Here is a 16,275-nt window from a genome sequence, read left to right as displayed (position 1 = left end):
CCATGGAAGCAAAACAAGAACGAGTAATCTTGGTAGGGGTTGAAACCGAGGAGACTTGGCGTAATTTTGGGGAATCTATGTTGGAGTTAAAAGGTTTGACGAAGACCGCCAAGGGAACGGTTTGTTTTTCATTGATTCAAAAGCGCCCTCAAGTGGATCGGCAAACCGTGATTGGCAAAGGAAAACTGGCGGAATTACGCCAGTTGGTAGAAGCCCACGAGGCGGATTTGGTGATTTTTAACCATGAATTAAGCCCTCGGCAAAGCCAGCTGATTCAAGATCAAGTGGAAGTTCCGGTAATCGACCGGGTGCAATTGATTTTGGATATCTTTGCCATGCGGGCACGCTCTAAAGAAGGAAAATTACAGGTAGAGTTGGCCCAGTTGGAATATTTACTGCCTCGACTTGTAGGGCAAGGGAAAAATCTTTCTCGCCTAGGTGGGGGGATTGGGACTCGTGGTCCGGGGGAAACCAAGCTGGAAACGGACCGACGGCATATTCGTAATCGCATTACCGGGATCAAACGAGAGCTAAAAGAAGTGGCGGCTCACCGGGAGCGAACGCGGCAAAAACGCCAAAGCCAAGTCTTTCAAATTGGATTAATCGGCTACACCAATGCCGGTAAGTCGACGATTTTAAACCTTTTGACCAGTGCGGCGACTTATGAACAAGACGCCTTGTTCGCCACTTTGGATCCTTTAACCAAGCAGTGGTGTTTACCAGAAGGTTTTCAAGTGACGGTGACGGACACCGTGGGCTTTATTCAAGACTTGCCTACCCAGCTAATTGACGCCTTTCATTCCACGTTGGAAGAAAGTCGCAATATGGACCTACTTTTGCACGTGGTGGATGCGGCGAGCCCCGACCGCCAGCAGCAAGAAGCCACGGTGATGGCATTAATGGAGGAATTGGATTTTGCTCATATCCCTCTTTTAACCGTCTACAATAAAGCCGACAAGCTCGAAGGCGCCCAGTTTGTGCCGACGCTTTTTCCCAATGTTTTGATTTCCGCCAAAAGCAGTCGCGGGAAAGCGGACTTAACAGAAGCGATAAAACTGCGCCTGATGGAGATTTTGGAGCCGTATTCCTTAGCCGTGCCTCAAAGTGAAGGCAAGTGGTTAAGTCGTTTGAAAAAGGAAACGTTGCTCTTAAGTGAAGAATATCAAGAGGACAGCCAAAGTTATTTGGTGAAGGGCTTTGTGCCTGAGGGAGCCTCAGTTGTGAGAAAGAAGGAAGAACCATGAGTTGGACAAAGAATTTTACTCCGGAACTAGTTGAAAAAATCAATCAAGTAGATGCGTTGATTGCCCCGCGTTTAGAAGAAGTGCGACAAATTGCCTTGGACAATCAAGCCAAAGTGTTGCAGGCATTTGCTCATGCCCAGATTTCTGAAACCCATTTTATGCCATCCACTGGTTACGGCCATGATGATTTAGGCCGGGATGCCCTAGAAGCGGTCTATGCAGAAGTCTTTGGCACAGAGGCCGCTTTGGTCCGGCCACAGATTGCTTCCGGGACCCACGCCATTGCCACTGCTTTATTTGGTACCTTGCGTCCGGGAGAAAAATTGCTTTATATCACCGGCACCCCGTACGATACCTTATTAGAAGTCATCGGCTTGACTGGTGATGGCGTCGGTAGTTTGAAAGAATGGGGCATTGATTTTGATGAAGTCCCACTTTTGGAAGAGGGAGCGGTAGACTTTAAGTGTGTGCGGGAAAAATTAACGCCTAACGTGAAAGTCGTCGGGATTCAACGCTCTCGAGGCTATGCTAGTCGACCTTCATTCACCGTGGCTCAAATTAAGGAAATGTGCGACTTCGTGAAATCCATCGCCCCTGAAGTGACCATTTTTGTGGACAACTGCTACGGGGAATTCGCCGAAGAATTGGAACCGACCCAAGTCGGGGCTGATTTAATGGCTGGTTCCTTGATTAAAAATCCCGGGGGTGGCATCGCCAAAACCGGGGGCTACATCGTTGGTTCCGAAAGATTGGTCACGGCTTGTGCTAACCAACTGTCTGCTCCTGGGGTAGGCATGGAAGGTGGAGCCATGTTGACTACGGTCTTCGATATGCTTCAAGGTTTCTTCTTAGCTCCTCATGTGGTCAGCCAAGCCATTAGTGGTGCCATCTTTACTGCGGCGCTATTGGACCTTCACGGGATTGCTTCCACCCCGGCCTGGGATGCTCCTCGCACGGACTTGATTCAGCTAGTGGATTTGCAGGATAAAGAAGCCATGATTACCTTTGCCCAAGCGATTCAGCGTTTTTCGCCGGTGGATGGCTTTGTGGCGCCGATTCCAGCGTATATGCCCGGCTATGAAGATGACATCATCATGGCGGCAGGCACCTTTATCCAGGGAGCCAGCATCGAGTTATCCGCTGATGGGCCATTGCGGGAGCCTTACTGCTTGTACGTGCAAGGAGGCTTGACCTATGAGCATGTAAAAATCGCCGTGGCCAATGCGGTGAACGATGTGTTCTACAAAGGACAATAAGTAGATAAAAAAATTTGGCAGTGTTCTTTTGAAAAAAAGGAACGCTGCCTTTTTTGCGCTGAATCCTTAAGAAGTACTTATCCTTCAGCAAGAGAAGGCCGATGCTTCGGGTTTTTTACGTGAATCGGGTATACTTTAAGTGAGAGCTGGCCTTAGTGTGGCTGTGGAATAAGTTTATTTTTGGAGCGCTTTTTAGTAAGTAATTTTATCCAAAAGGCTATGGAAAAAGAACGGAGGGGTTCACATGAAAAAAGGAATCGTTTTAGGTTTGGTCATAGTAGCGGGACTCTTAGTGGGGTGTCGTAGAAATAATGAGACGCCAAATTCCAGTACAGAAGAAACCACGGTGCAATCCAGTAGCACGCAGGAAAGTTCCACTGCTAGTAGTCAGTCCAGCAACCAAAAAAGCAGTGAGTCTAGCGAAAGTAAGCCAAGTAGCAGCTCTTCTGCAAGCAGTTCAAGTAGTAGTTCAGCTAATAGCTCTGAAAAATCCAGTGAACCGGCCGCGTCTACGGAGCCTAGTAGTGAACCGGCGGGCAATACACCAAATGCAGCAGCGGAATTAGCGGCCATGCATTCGGAGTTACGTTTGCCAACCGTAACGGCACCCAATCAAAAGGCTTTAAATATCGCGAGTGCGTTGGAAGTCAATCATCTTAGCGTCTTGTACTATGCCATGGATCAGCCCTTAGTGATGAATCACCGGCAATTGAACAATGAGACGCCTTTTGCAAGCTATCAGATTACTAGTTATGGTAGTGCCGCCGAAGCCCAAGCCGCAGTCAACTATGTGGTGGATCAAGGAGGGCAAGCCGTGGACTTGGGGTACAATATAACTGGGCACATGCAAGGTGCCGCGGGATCTACTTATCTCAATTGGCAAGAGGGCAAGTGGAGTTTAACCGTCCGGGGCATCAACAGTGAAAATCAAGATCCTATACCGGTAGCAAAAGAAATGGTCACCTATTTAGAAGAAGGCTTCTTGCCGGTACCAAAATCTGTGGGACAGGTGACGGTCGACCTAGGTATTTCTGGCTACCAAAAGGCCCAAGTAGTTTGGCAGGAGGATGAAACAGTGTATCGTGTGACCCACCAAGATCCGGTTTCCGCCTTGAAAACAGCTGTCTCGGTGAAGTGATTCGGAAATTGTAGAGGTTAGATGGTTAGTTAATAGCGATCAAAAAAATACCAGTCCGGTTTAGGGATTGGTATTTTTCTTTTGCTTATTTTTTTGTGCTTTTTTGACATCTGACAAGGGAAAGTCAGGATTTTTTGAAAAAAATATTTTGAATGTTCGGTTTTTATGCTGTTGAAAAGGCCGGTATTATCAGGTTTTTAAATTTAACGAAAAAAATATTGGGTTTCATGTTAGAAAATCTAACATATGTGGTTGACGGATGAATCTCAAGTGGTATAGTTAACACATGATTTAATTGCTGATTCATGAGAGGAGCAAAACTATGCGGGAAAAAGAATTGCGACGTTCCTTGTCTGTTTTCCCCATCGGGACCGTGATGAAGTTGACGGATTTGACGGCTCGCCAGATTCGCTACTATGAGGAGCAAGATTTGATCCATCCCGAGCGCAGTGAAGGAAATCGGCGGATGTATTCTTTAAACGATATCGACACCTTGCTCGAAATCAAGGATTATCTCTCCGATGGCTTGAATATGGCCGGAATCAAACATGCTTATCAGATGAAACAAAAGCAAGAGCGACAAGCAAAAGCTAAAAAGCCTCTGACAGACAATGATGTGCGTCGGATATTTTACGACGAGCTCTTGAATCAAGGAGGACTCAATCAAAAAAATCCATACCAACAGGGTCCACGGATGTAGTCGCTGTTGTGGAAATAAACAAACAAATAGAAGGATGGGATAAAATGCCGAAAGCAAATTACACAACCGAAGATATTAAAAGCATCGCTTCAGAAGAAAACGTACGCTTCCTCCGCTTGATGTTCACTGATATCATGGGAACAATCAAAAACGTGGAAGTACCAGTTAGTCAATTGGAAAAAGTTTTAGACAACAAGATGATGTTCGATGGTTCTTCGATTGAAGGCTTTGTACGGATTGAAGAATCAGACATGTACTTGCATCCAGATCTTTCTACTTGGATGATCTTCCCTTGGGAAAGCGACCACGGCAAGGTTGCCCGCTTGATCTGTGATATTTACAATCCAGATGGCACACCATTTGCTGGTGATCCTCGTGGCAATTTGAAACGGGTCTTGGCCAATATGGAAGAAATGGGTTTCACTTCCTTCAACTTAGGACCTGAACCGGAATTCTTCTTGTTTAAACTGGACGAAAATGGCGAAATTACTACAGACCTAAATGATGCTGGTGGTTACTTCGACTTCGCACCAACCGACTTGGGAGAAAACTGCCGTCGGGATATCGTATTGGAATTAGAAAACTTGGGCTTTGAAGTGGAAGCTTCTCACCACGAAGTTGCCCCAGGCCAACACGAAATCGACTTCAAATATGCCAATGTAGTGGAAGCTTGCGACAACATCCAAACCTTTAAATTAGTCGTGAAAACCATCGCGCGAAAACACGGCTTACACGCGACCTTCATGCCAAAACCATTATTCGGCATCAATGGTAGCGGGATGCACTGCAACATGTCCTTGTTCAAAGGGGATGAAAATGCCTTCTTTGATCCAGATGGGGACATGCAGTTGTCTACCACGGCGTATAATTTCTTGGGTGGTTTGATGAAACACGCCCGGGCCTATACCGCAGTCTGCAACCCAATCGTGAACTCTTACAAACGTTTGGTGCCTGGTTACGAAGCACCGGTTTACGTTGCTTGGTCTGGTTGCAATCGTTCCCCACTAATCCGAGTACCAGAATCTCGTGGTTTGTCCACTCGTTTGGAATTGCGTTCGGTGGATCCATCGGCGAACCCATATCTCGCTATGGCAGTGCTTTTGGAAGCCGGCTTAGACGGAATTCGCAACGACTTGACACCACCACCATCCGTAGACCGTAATATCTACGTGATGAACGAACAAGAACGGGAAGAAGCGCAAATTCAAGACTTGCCTTCAACTTTGCACAATGCTTTGAAGGAATTGCGGAAAGATCAAGTGATGATCGATGCGTTAGGACAGCACATCTTCTGCAACTTCAATGAAGCCAAGCGCATGGAATGGGCTTCCTTCCGTCAAACCGTCTCCGAATGGGAACGGGATCAATATTTGGAATTGTACTAAAAACAGGAAACAAACCGCTATGGGATACGTCTCATAGCGATTTGTTTGTACGGCGTGCTTTGTGCTCCGAGAGTTAGCAAGTTAAGGAAGTTTTAGGAAAACCCCTTTCAAAAAAATCTCAAGCTTGACTTTTTTTTGACCAGCTTGTATTATCCTACTTGGGCACCCTTTTAGGAGGGTACACGAACTGTGATTTCAAAGCTCCCTATTCTTATGGATAGGGAGCTTTTCTATTTTTTGCAAAGCTGGTGCAACGAGCGTGATCACCTGGTTGGCTTTCTTTGGAAAAATTGCTTTACAGTGCTTTCCCATCACACAAGAAAAGGAGTAGTTATATGACGAAATATATTTTTGTAACAGGCGGCGTGGTTTCTTCCATTGGGAAAGGAATCGTGGCAGCATCCCTTGGCCGGTTGCTGAAAAATCGCGGGCTAAAGGTCACCATTCAAAAATTCGATCCCTATATCAACGTTGACCCAGGAACCATGAGTCCTTATCAACACGGGGAAGTATTTGTCACCGATGACGGCGCCGAAACCGACTTGGACTTAGGTCACTACGAACGCTTCATCGACATCAATCTGAATAAATACTCCAATGTGACTACCGGGAAAATCTATTCAGAAGTTTTACGCAAAGAGCGTAAAGGGGAATACTTGGGGGCAACCGTGCAAGTCATTCCACACATCACCAATGAGATCAAAGAAAAAATCATGCGGGCCGCTAAAATGACGGACTCCGACGTGATCATCACCGAAGTCGGCGGTACGGTAGGGGATATCGAATCCTTGCCATTTCTAGAAGCGTTGCGTCAAATGAAAGCCGATGTAGGCTCAGACAATGTAATGTACATTCACACCACTTTGATTCCTTATTTGAAAGCTGCCGGAGAAATGAAGACCAAACCGACCCAACACAGCGTGAAAGAATTACGGGGGTTAGGGATTCAACCAAATATCTTGGTAGTTCGGACGGAAATGCCGGTTTCTCAAGGCACGAAGAACAAATTGGCGCAGTTCTGTGACGTGGCACCAGAAGCGGTTATCGAATCTCGTGACGTAGAAACTCTATACTCCATTCCATTGATGTTGCAAGCACAAAAAATGGACCAAATCGTCTGTGATCATTTGAAACTAGATGCACCAGAAGCAGATATGAGCGAATGGCGCGCTTTGGAAGAACGGGTGTTGAACTTGAAGAAAAATGTCCGCATCGCTTTAGTGGGTAAATATGTGGAATTACCAGATGCGTACCTTTCTGTCGTGGAATCCTTGAAACACTCAGGCTTCTTCTACGATTCCGATATCACCATTGACTGGGTGCAAGCACAAGACGTAACCCGGGACAATGTAGATGAAATCTTGAAAGACGCAGATGGGATTTTGGTTCCTGGGGGCTTTGGTGACCGAGGAATCGAAGGGAAAATCGAAGCGATTCGTTACGCCCGGGAAAACGATGTACCGTTCTTGGGTATCTGTCTTGGGATGCAAATGGCCTGCGTGGAATTTGCCCGGAACGTGGTGGGCTTGGAAGACGCCGCATCTGCAGAAACCAATCCGAATACTGCCAACAACATCATCGATTTAATGGCAGACCAAGAAAACATCGAAAACCTTGGTGGTACCTTGCGTCTAGGCTTGTACCCATGTAAATTGAAAAAAGGTACGAAGACTGCGGCGGCTTACGAAGAACAAGAAGTCGTGCAAGAACGTCACCGTCACCGTTATGAATTCAACAACCGTTACCGGGAAATCTTTGAAGACAACGGCATGGTCTTCTCCGGGGTTTCACCAGACAATCGTCTTGTGGAAATCGTGGAAATTCCTGAAAACAAATTCTTCGTGGGTTGCCAATTCCACCCAGAATTAATCTCTCGCCCAACCCGCCCACAACGCTTGATCAAAGCTTTTGTTGGTGCGGCTTTAAGTGAAGGAGAAGCAAAAGCCTAAGTTAAAATTATCGCCTCTAGTCTTGGTGCTAGAGGCGCTTTTTTATTGAAAAGGTTTTTCCTTTACACCGGGGAAGTCTATCTGTATAATGAACCATCTAACACCAAAAAGAGACCGTCTATCGATTCTGCTATTGCGTAATCGATAGTTTTTTTGCGTCTCTAGCAGTCGACACTGGTTCAATAAAAGGAGGGCAATTCATGACAGACACACGCGATACGATTATTTTAAAGGGTATGCGCCAAAACAATCTCAAGAACGTTTCTTTGGAAATTCCGAAAAACAAGATTACGATTTTTACCGGAGTCTCTGGTTCCGGAAAGTCTTCGATTGTTTTCGATACGATTGCCAATGAAGCGGGCCGCCAGATGAATCAGACGTACAGTACCTTTGTTCAAGCGTATTTACCGAAATACGAAAAACCGGTAGTAGACAGCATTCAAAACTTGTCTCCAGCTTTCATCGTGGATCAACGTCGCTTAGGCGGGAATGCTCGTTCGACGTTAGGTACTCGGACGGATATCTACAGTTTCTTGCGCTTGTTGTATTCCCGAATTGCCAAACCTTTTGTTGGTTTCTCCCATGTGTATTCCTTTAATGATCCAGAGGGCATGTGTCCGACTTGCCAAGGGATCGGCAAGGTCATCGCCCCGAACATGAAGAAAATCTTGGATATGAGTAAGTCCTTAAATGAGGGGGCTGTTTTGTTTCCGAGCTTTGCTAAAGGAACGTGGTATTACAATTCCTTTGCAGTTCCGGAGTTTTTCGACTTGGACTTACCTCTTGAGCTATACCCGGAAGAATTATTGGAAAAACTGCTCTACGGTCACGGAGAAAAAGTGATGGTGCCCTATAAAGATGGTACTTTTAAGACGGATTTCGAAGGGATTATCTACAAGTTTAAGCGCTTGTTTATCGACCGCGATTTAAGTAAACACTCGGAAGCCACCCAAAAGCGACTGACAGATTATACCATAATGGATCTGTGCGAAACTTGTCATGGAAAACGACTCAATGCCAAATCATTAAGTAGTAAAATTAATGGGATTACGATCGATGAAGCGGCTCGCATGGAGCTAAGCGAGCTGCTAAGTTTCATTCAGTCTTTGGATGAGCCAGAAGTGCAACCGATTTTAGATGAAATGACCTTACGCCTGCAAAATCTAATCGATATGAATCTGGATTATCTCTCCCTGACTCGGGAGACGACCACGTTGTCCGGCGGGGAATCTCAGCGAATCAAAGTAGTCCAGTATTCAAACAACAGTTTGAACAATATCCTCTATGTATTCGATGAGCCGAGAACCGGACTGCATCCTCGTGATGTGCAAAGTTTAAATCGGATGTTGCAAAAACTACGAGACAAGGGCAATACCGTCTTAGTAGTGGAACACGATCCAGATGTGATTGCCGTGGCGGACTTTATCGTGGATGTGGGTCCTTTAGCCGGCAGTAAAGGTGGCGAGATTACTTTTACCGGTAGTCTTACGGAGCTGAAAAGCAGTGACACTTTAACCGGACGCTACTTAAAGCGAGATCTCACCTTAAAAGAAAATCAGCGCGTTAGCTCAGATTACTATCAAGTGGAAAATGCCAATACGAACAATTTGCAAAATGTCTCCGTCAAGATTCCCAAAGAAGCCTTCACCGTGGTGACTGGGGTGGCCGGTTCAGGTAAGAGCTCTTTGGTTTTTGGGGATTTTGTGGCGCAACACCCGGAATCCATCATTATCGACCAAAGCGCTTTGCACAAATCGTCTCGTTCCAACTTGGCAACTTACACCAAAATCATGACCGCCATTCGCGACAGTTACGCCAAAAAATACCAGGTAGACAAGTCGCTCTTTAGCTTTAACTCTGCCGGAGCCTGTGAACATTGCCAAGGAAAAGGGTATGTGGTGATGGAGCTGGCATTTATGGAAGGGGTCAAAACCACTTGTACCGCATGTGGCGGCAGTCAGTACAAAGACGAAGTACTCCAATACAAATTAGGTGGCTATAATATAGTAGAAATTTTGAAGATGACGGTTAGTGAAGCGCTGGCCTTCTTTGAAAATCCTAAGATTCAAAAGACTTTAGCTACACTGGCTGAGGTGGGGCTAGGGTACTTGTCCCTTGGCCAGATGATGGATACTTTGTCTGGTGGGGAGTGTCAGCGAATCAAGCTAGCCAGTGAACTCCACAAATCGGGGAATCTCTATATTTTAGACGAACCGACCACGGGGTTGCACATGGCCAACGTTGGGGAATTGTTGGAATTATTGGAGAAACTAGTAGACAACGGCAGTACCGTTATCGTGATTGAGCACAATGTGGAAGTCATGAAACAAGCCGACTGGATCGTGGATATTGGTCCGGAAGCCGGTAAAAATGGTGGCCGCATCCTGTATTCAGGGCCAGTGAAGAGCTTGACCAAAGAAGAGTCCATCACCGCTCGTTATTTATAAAGAAAAGAAGCGTCCCGGACTTTTCTAAGCGTTCGGGACGCTTTGTCGTGGTATACTTTATTGAAATCACAATAGTAACAGATGTGTTCACAAAGAAAGGAGTCCATCATGCTTACGAAAACCAATTATCCTTCGCCTTTAGGTCAGCTGATTTTGGTTAGTGATGAAACGGCTCTTTTAGGTCTGTGGTTTGAAGATCAAAAATATTTTGGTGCAGGCTTTGACTTAAGGGCAATCCCGGAAAAGCAAACCGCAATTTCGGATCAAGTCACCACTTGGCTGGATGAATACTTTAAAGGCAATGCTCCTAGTAGTGAGGCATTACCGTTAAATCCCCAAGTGACGGCTTATCGACAACGAGTGTTGCAGGTTTTGTGCCAAGTCCCTTATGGCCAGACGATTACCTATGCCGAACTGGCCCACCGTTTGTCCAAACAAGGTGCAGCCACATCGCCTCGAGCAATCGGCGGCGCGGTGGGACACAACCCTTTATCCATCGTGATTCCTTGCCATCGGGTGGTAGGAAGTGACGGCTCATTAACTGGTTACGCCGGTGGCTTAGAGCGGAAAATTGCTTTATTAAAACTAGAAGGCGCAGACTTTAGTCATTTGAAATAAGTAGGGCACAAGTTTTTGACGCAGATGTTGCAGTTAAATAGTTAAGTGCTGTATAAAACCCCATCACGAACTAATTCGTGATGGGGTTTTGCTATTGTTTATGCTTCCACTGGGGCGTTTTGAACTTTTTTCAAAATGCTCCGGGAAAATGGTCCCACGATGAGCAATTGATAAGGCAAGGCCACGACAAAGTTGGTTAACCAAGCTTTGAAATAAGCACTGCTGAACAAGATGCCGGCTTGACCTTCTACGATTAAGCCGTAAGCGGACATGAAACTTACCATGCCCAACACCATTAGAGAGGAAATCGTTAAAATCATGTAAATTGGTTTGTGTTTTGGTACAGGCAGGCGAAAAGCGATTTTTTTAGCCACAACCCCTACGACGAAAACATCTAAAATAAAAGCCACGATAAATCCTAAGGGAAACCCACCAAATAATGCGCTAGCCGTTAATGCATCATGGATGGCGAGGTTGTACAAGCTCATGCCCAACACCATTAAGCCACACATTAAGACTGTAAAAATCATTCCTTCTTTTTTGTTTCTTGGCAAAACATTCACTCCTTTAAATTCCGGTTTTTTACCGAGTGAATTTATGGTAGCAGATTTTTTTGCCCCTCGTAAGCAAAAATCTTCATATTTTCATTATTTTTTTCAAAAAGATAGGTTAGATGCTTTTTTTCAATGGGTCTGTTTCCAAATAAGCTAAAAGCTGTTCCAAATCTTCAATTTGGCGCAATAGTCTACGCCCAATCGTAGTGTCCCGAATCAGGGTTTTTCCCTCGATTTTGTCGACTACGTGTTTTACGCCTAAGTCTTCTTTTTGACGAGTCAGCACATCATTCACGGAAGTAAAGGGCTGGTGAGTGACGATTTGAAAACCGATGGAATTGTAGAGTAGGGTGTAACCAGCGATACCCGTGGTTTTTTGATAGGCCTTTGATAGACCACCGTCGATTACAAAGAGCTTGCCACCTGCCTTAATCGGACTTTCCCCAGCTTCGGCTTTCACCGGGGTGTGGCCATTGATGATATGGGCGTTGTCATGAGTTAGACCAAAAGCTTCCAAAATCAGTTGGCACGTTTCTTTGTTGTTCCGTAATTTGTAGTAAGGATTTTTGGTTTCTTGATGGGTTTCTTTCTTTTGGATAAAGTAGCGCTCGAAGGTAGTCATCTTTTCCTTGCCGAAGAGTGGGGAATAGCGGCCACACCAAGCGTACCAGTAGAAATCCGTGGCAAAATCATCGTGAATCTGGGGGCGTTGCAGTCCTTTTCGCAGCAAGCGATCCATTTCATCTAGCAGAGCCTTTCCTTGATAGGCTACCCCTTGAATGTTTACCGGTTGAAACTCTCCAGACATCGTCAAAGGAATACAGCCGTGAAAGAGCAGTTGACCATTATAAAGTAGGTACATGCTGCCTTTCTTTGCCAAAAATTCCATATGTTTTTGCATCTTTTCCGAGCTTTGGAAAGAAGCTAAAAGGGTTTTTACCACCCATTCTTCTTCTGGGGTCAAAGCGTAGGGATTATTAGGATCAATGGTTTGAAAGCAAGTATTCGTTAAGGGATACCAGTGGCCGTCAATTTGGACCTGATTTTCTGAGAAGTTCACCTGTTCTAAAAGCCGCCGATTGTCTAAATGAAAATCCGGCCGCCGTTTAATCAGTTGTCCTTCTAGCTTAAATTGCAAGGTGGTCAAAGCTTGATGGACTTTTTCCAGAGTTTGAAGATCCTCGAAATCATAGGCCTTGTTTTGGCGATTTGCTGGCGTAAAGGCTGGATTTTCATGGTAGTGATTTTCCCCATAGGTAAAGAGGGGACGGAGGTTTAGACTGTAAGTATCCTCGATTTCGTAAAGATAGTTATAGCGAGCGGCAATGCGCAAAAGATTCATCAAGCAAACCGCCGATCCGGCATACGCCCCCAGCCAGATGATATCGTGATTGCCCCACTGGATATCCACGGAATGATGGGCTATCAAAAGGTCCATGACCTGATCGGCGGCCGGGCCCCGGTCAAAGATATCTCCCACCACGTGTAAGTGATCCACCACCAGTCGTTGAATGGTCTGACACAAAGCGATTAGGAGCTGATCGATTTGACCTAATTGAATCAGCTTATTCACAATGGCCTCATCGTACTGGGCTTTATTTTCTTCTGCTTCTGTGCGGTAAATCAACTCTTCCAGCAGGTAGCTAAAAGACTGGGGCAAGGCCTTGCGCAATTTCGATCGGGAATACTTGTTGGCGCAAAACTTCGTGAGTTCAATCAGTTCACTGAGTCGGGTGGTGTACCAGTCTTTAGAAATTTCCGTCTCTCGTTTCAAACTTTCCTCTGGGTAATAGATAAAGAGGGCTAGTTGTTCTAAGTAATCTGCTGGCAAGCGATCTTCAAAGAGCAGAAAGATTTTTTCACGGATATTGCCGGCGCCGTTTTTTAACGTATGGGCAAAGGCGTCTGCTTCGCCGTGGAGATCACTGATGTAGTGCTCGGTTCCCTTGGGCAAATTCAAGATGGCTTCCAAGTTGATTAGCTCGGTGTAGACATCTTCTTTGCTTTGAAACTCTTTGTACAATAGCTCGTAGTAATTTTTGGCGTTCATCAGTTTCCTCCTAACACAGTGATTGCTTCGCTTGTTTTGAAATGGTTAACTTGTCTAGCTTTAGATAATAACCTAATCATACTGATGAAAACAAGATTTGTAAATGCAAACTTTCGCTATTTTCACTTTTTTAGAAAATCGGTCTAGTTGAAAATCCATTAGAGGTGAAACAGTTCAACCGCAATAAAAAACACCTTGCCATTTGATAGGCAAGGTGTTTTTAAGAGGAAACTATTGGTTTAACAGTTCTTTTAAGACGGGCATATCATGAACTTGATAGGTGTCTTTAAAGGCTTGAATTTCTTCTGCGCTGTATTTATCTGGATCCAATTGCAATGCTTCCACAGGGAGAGGATTGTCATTTTTGATTTTAACTTCGATGACAACGGGTCCCTTGGCTGCTTTGGCGGCGGTAAAAGCGGGTTCCAATTGATCGTAGCTCGTAACGGTAAAGCCTTTTGCTCCCAGTGCTTCCGACGCTTTTCCGAAATCGGCATCGGCTAAGTCCACTCCAAAGAGGGCGGAGTTAGTAGTTTCTTGTTCGGCTTGGATAAAGCCAAAGGAATCGTTGGTCAAAACGATGTTAATAATCGGCAATTGATACTTCACTTGGGTGATGATGTCCGGCATGTTCATAGCAAAGCCACCGTCACCGGAAATGGTGAAGACTTGTCGATCCGGGAAGTGGAGCTTGGCCGCAATGCCCCCGGGAACTCCGTAGCCCATGGTGGCAAACCAGCCAGAGGTAGTGAAGGCCTGGTGTCCATTAAGGGCCAGATGACGAACGGAGTGGGTGGTGACATTGCCCACGTCCACTACGAAGATGGCATCATCTTCGGCAATCCGGTTGATTTCTTTGTATACGGGTTCTGGTCGCAACAGGCCACCATCGTCGAATTCATCGAAACTATGGCGCCAAGCGTGCCAATTTTTGACGTTTTGTTGATTGCTTTCTAGCCAGTGATCACTAGGTCGAGGTTTGCCCAATTCTACTAGACGGCGCAAGCTTTCGCCACCGTCAGCAAGGATTGCCACATCGGCTGGATGCCGGCGACCAAATTTCGCTGCATCAATGTCGATTTGGATCATTTTCGCCTCGGGATTGATAAAAGCTCCGGCAAAAGGCATGTCACTACCTACAAAGACGACTAAATCGGCCAGTGCCAAAGCTTCATTGGCAGGCTTAGTGGCCACACGAGCACTGGAACCCAAAGCATTTTCAAAAGTATCGGCTAGAATTCCCTTGGCTAATACCGCATTGACCACGGGCATGCTAAAGTGCGTCGAAAATTCTTTAATAACGTCTTCGTGTCCTCGCAAACCTTGGCCGATAAAGAGGACGGGACGTTTGGCAGCTTCAAGATAGGGTAAGGCTTTTTCCAGTTGTTTCTCATTTAATTGAGGCAAGCTTGTTTGATAGCTAGCCGCAGCCACGTGATAGTTATCTTCAATTTCGGTAAACCCGTAGTCCACAGGAATGGTTACTACGGCAACTCCTTGGTGTTTGTAAGCGGCTTTGATGGCATCTTCCACCACATGAGGGAGACTTTCGGGATTCATCACCGTGCGATTGTAGACACTGACATCCACGTAAAGGGGATTTTCGTTCATTTCTTGGAAATAGTTGTAGTTCATAAAGGTGCTGCCCACTTGGCCTAGTAAGACTAAAAGAGGTACGTGATCCATCTTGGCATCATACAGGCCGTTGATCAAATGAGTGGCTCCAGGACCAGCCGAGCCAAAGGTACAAGCGATTTTTCCGGAGAGTTTTGCTTCTGCCGCAGCGGCTAGGGCACCGGCTTCTTCGTGACGAACTTGGATGTAGTCTACCGTTCCTTGTTCTTTGTACAATGCATCCATGGTGGAATTGAAAGAACCTCCGGGAATCCCGTATACCCGATCGATTCCCCAAGCTTTCATCACCCGTAACATAGCAACACCAGCAGCGACTTTCGCCATTTTTCCTCACTTCTTTCTTTTATTTTAAAGGCTTCTATTCCATTGTAGGACGGACTAGCAAAAAGTACAAAAAAAGGGTCTTGCAACACATCTAGCGGTCTCTTCTATAGAGAAACTAGAATGTGTCGCAAGCCCTAAAAGCAATCGAGCTCAAAACTTAGTTGCTACTTTTTGTAATGTAAGGATCCAAGAGTCCCGCTAAAGCTTCCACGTTGCGGCTTTGAATCAAAACGGTACCTTTACCAGAGAAGCTGTTGACCAAGCCTTCCCCAGTCTTAAAGCCAAAAGTTCCAGAAGCTACTTGGATTTGGTAATCTAAGCTAGCACTCCAAGCTAAGACGTGGTGGTTGTCTACCACTAGTGGCTGATTGCCGTCTAAGGTTACTTCGACGATATCCCCGTAACCGGAAATCAACATCCGTCCACTGCCTTTGGTTTCCATCACGAAGAGGCCACCTGTGCCTCCTAAAAGAGCGCCGCTGATGCTTTGGCGTACCATTTCATACTGGACGCTACTTTCGGCGGCTAAATAAGCTCCGGTGTTTAAGCGCCATTGTTCACTACCGATGGCTAATTCCCGAATCGTTCCCGGCGTGCCAGGGGCAATGGCAATCAAAGCGTCGTCTGCTAACCCGGTGGCGGTGGTAATAAAGAAACTTTCCCCACTGGTAACGGAGCGCCCTAGTGCTCGTAAAGCGCCACCAATGCCTTTTTTGCCATTGGCATTCATATGGCCTTCCAAGCTGATTTGGCCATTGTGATAGACCATGGCACCAGATTCCAATTGAAGTGCTTCCCCTTTTGCTAACGTGACTTCGACTAAAGGAAAGACGGATTGTGAAGTGAGTCGATACTGCATGAGATCCCTACTTTCTGTAATTTATTTTTATGCTTATTAGTATACGTTATTTGTAATCATTAAGCTCTTCTAAAGAACATTTTGTTCCTTTTTGGTGTCAGGGAAAAACCATGGTA

At 45.7% G+C, this 16,275-nt stretch carries 12 protein-coding genes; 8 read left to right on the top strand and 4 right to left on the bottom strand.

Going from position 1 to position 16,275, the window contains the following annotated elements:
- Nucleotides 1-2: 2 nt before the first annotated feature.
- The 8 genes from hflX to I579_RS00950 all read left to right on the top strand — a co-directional run bounded on the left by hflX (nt 3) and on the right by I579_RS00950 (nt 10,737).
- Nucleotides 3-1,244, top strand: a complete 1,242-nt coding sequence (gene hflX / locus I579_RS00985) for a GTPase HflX (protein WP_010753071.1) — start codon at nt 3-5, stop codon at nt 1,242-1,244.
- On the top strand, nt 1,241-2,500 hold the full coding sequence (locus I579_RS00980) for a methionine gamma-lyase family protein (RefSeq protein ID WP_010753072.1): 1,260 nt from the start codon (nt 1,241-1,243) through the stop codon (nt 2,498-2,500). Before hflX ends, I579_RS00980 begins: the two co-directional genes overlap by 4 nt.
- 244 nt (nt 2,501-2,744) lie before the next feature.
- Nucleotides 2,745-3,638, top strand: a complete 894-nt coding sequence (locus I579_RS00975; protein ID WP_010753073.1) for a hypothetical protein — start codon at nt 2,745-2,747, stop codon at nt 3,636-3,638.
- A 322-nt stretch (nt 3,639-3,960) separates the two neighbouring features.
- Nucleotides 3,961-4,338: a MerR family transcriptional regulator gene (locus I579_RS00970; protein ID WP_010753074.1), complete on the top strand. Its 378-nt coding sequence runs from the start codon at nt 3,961-3,963 to the stop codon at nt 4,336-4,338.
- A 44-nt stretch (nt 4,339-4,382) separates the two neighbouring features.
- Nucleotides 4,383-5,723, top strand: a complete 1,341-nt coding sequence (glnA, locus tag I579_RS00965) for a type I glutamate--ammonia ligase (RefSeq protein ID WP_010753075.1) — start codon at nt 4,383-4,385, stop codon at nt 5,721-5,723.
- A gap of 335 nt (nt 5,724-6,058) precedes the next feature.
- A complete protein-coding gene (locus I579_RS00960; protein ID WP_010753076.1) occupies nt 6,059-7,672 on the top strand; it encodes a CTP synthase in 1,614 nt (537 codons plus the stop codon).
- A 200-nt stretch (nt 7,673-7,872) separates the two neighbouring features.
- Nucleotides 7,873-10,119 carry an ATP-binding cassette domain-containing protein gene (locus I579_RS00955; RefSeq protein ID WP_010753077.1) on the top strand — a complete coding sequence of 749 codons (2,247 nt, stop codon included), beginning with the start codon at nt 7,873-7,875 and terminating at the stop codon, nt 10,117-10,119.
- A gap of 108 nt (nt 10,120-10,227) precedes the next feature.
- On the top strand, nt 10,228-10,737 hold the full coding sequence (locus tag I579_RS00950; protein WP_010753078.1) for a methylated-DNA--[protein]-cysteine S-methyltransferase: 510 nt from the start codon (nt 10,228-10,230) through the stop codon (nt 10,735-10,737).
- A 98-nt stretch (nt 10,738-10,835) separates the two neighbouring features.
- Here I579_RS00950 and I579_RS00945 read toward each other — a convergent pair whose 3' ends face one another.
- From I579_RS00945 to I579_RS00930, 4 genes are all read right to left on the bottom strand, one after another.
- Nucleotides 10,836-11,291: a DUF2798 domain-containing protein gene (locus I579_RS00945; protein WP_010753079.1), complete on the bottom strand. Its 456-nt coding sequence runs from the start codon at nt 11,289-11,291 to the stop codon at nt 10,836-10,838.
- Nucleotides 11,292-11,406: 115 nt separating this feature from the next.
- Complete coding sequence (locus tag I579_RS00940; protein WP_010753080.1) at nt 11,407-13,341, bottom strand: fructose-bisphosphatase class III; 1,935 nt, start codon at nt 13,339-13,341, stop codon at nt 11,407-11,409.
- Nucleotides 13,342-13,572: 231 nt separating this feature from the next.
- On the bottom strand, nt 13,573-15,300 hold the full coding sequence (gene spxB, locus I579_RS00935) for a pyruvate oxidase (RefSeq protein ID WP_010753081.1): 1,728 nt from the start codon (nt 15,298-15,300) through the stop codon (nt 13,573-13,575).
- A 157-nt stretch (nt 15,301-15,457) separates the two neighbouring features.
- On the bottom strand, nt 15,458-16,159 hold the full coding sequence (locus I579_RS00930) for a TIGR00266 family protein (RefSeq protein ID WP_010753082.1): 702 nt from the start codon (nt 16,157-16,159) through the stop codon (nt 15,458-15,460).
- Nucleotides 16,160-16,275: the final 116 nt, after the last annotated feature.

It is taken from the genome of Enterococcus asini ATCC 700915, from assembly GCF_000407365.1.
Lineage (GTDB): Bacteria > Bacillota > Bacilli > Lactobacillales > Enterococcaceae > Enterococcus_C > Enterococcus_C asini.
Note: the sequence above shows the minus strand (reverse complement) of the source record. Positions and strands in the feature narration are given on the sequence as shown.

Excerpts from the sequence above, each read along its gene's own strand:
- hflX (WP_010753071.1), top strand. The coding sequence starts at position 3 with ATGGAAGCAAAACAAGAACGAGTAATCTTGGTAGGGGTTGAAACCGAG.
- I579_RS00980 (WP_010753072.1), top strand. The coding sequence starts at position 1,241 with ATGAGTTGGACAAAGAATTTTACTCCGGAACTAGTTGAAAAAATCAAT.
- I579_RS00975 (WP_010753073.1), top strand. The coding sequence starts at position 2,745 with ATGAAAAAAGGAATCGTTTTAGGTTTGGTCATAGTAGCGGGACTCTTA.
- I579_RS00970 (WP_010753074.1), top strand. The coding sequence starts at position 3,961 with ATGCGGGAAAAAGAATTGCGACGTTCCTTGTCTGTTTTCCCCATCGGG.
- glnA (WP_010753075.1), top strand. The coding sequence starts at position 4,383 with ATGCCGAAAGCAAATTACACAACCGAAGATATTAAAAGCATCGCTTCA.
- I579_RS00960 (WP_010753076.1), top strand. The coding sequence starts at position 6,059 with ATGACGAAATATATTTTTGTAACAGGCGGCGTGGTTTCTTCCATTGGG.
- I579_RS00955 (WP_010753077.1), top strand. The coding sequence starts at position 7,873 with ATGACAGACACACGCGATACGATTATTTTAAAGGGTATGCGCCAAAAC.
- I579_RS00950 (WP_010753078.1), top strand. The coding sequence starts at position 10,228 with ATGCTTACGAAAACCAATTATCCTTCGCCTTTAGGTCAGCTGATTTTG.
- I579_RS00940 (WP_010753080.1), bottom strand. The coding sequence starts at position 13,341 with ATGAACGCCAAAAATTACTACGAGCTATTGTACAAAGAGTTTCAAAGC.
- spxB (WP_010753081.1), bottom strand. The coding sequence starts at position 15,300 with ATGGCGAAAGTCGCTGCTGGTGTTGCTATGTTACGGGTGATGAAAGCT.
- I579_RS00930 (WP_010753082.1), bottom strand. The coding sequence starts at position 16,159 with ATGCAGTATCGACTCACTTCACAATCCGTCTTTCCTTTAGTCGAAGTC.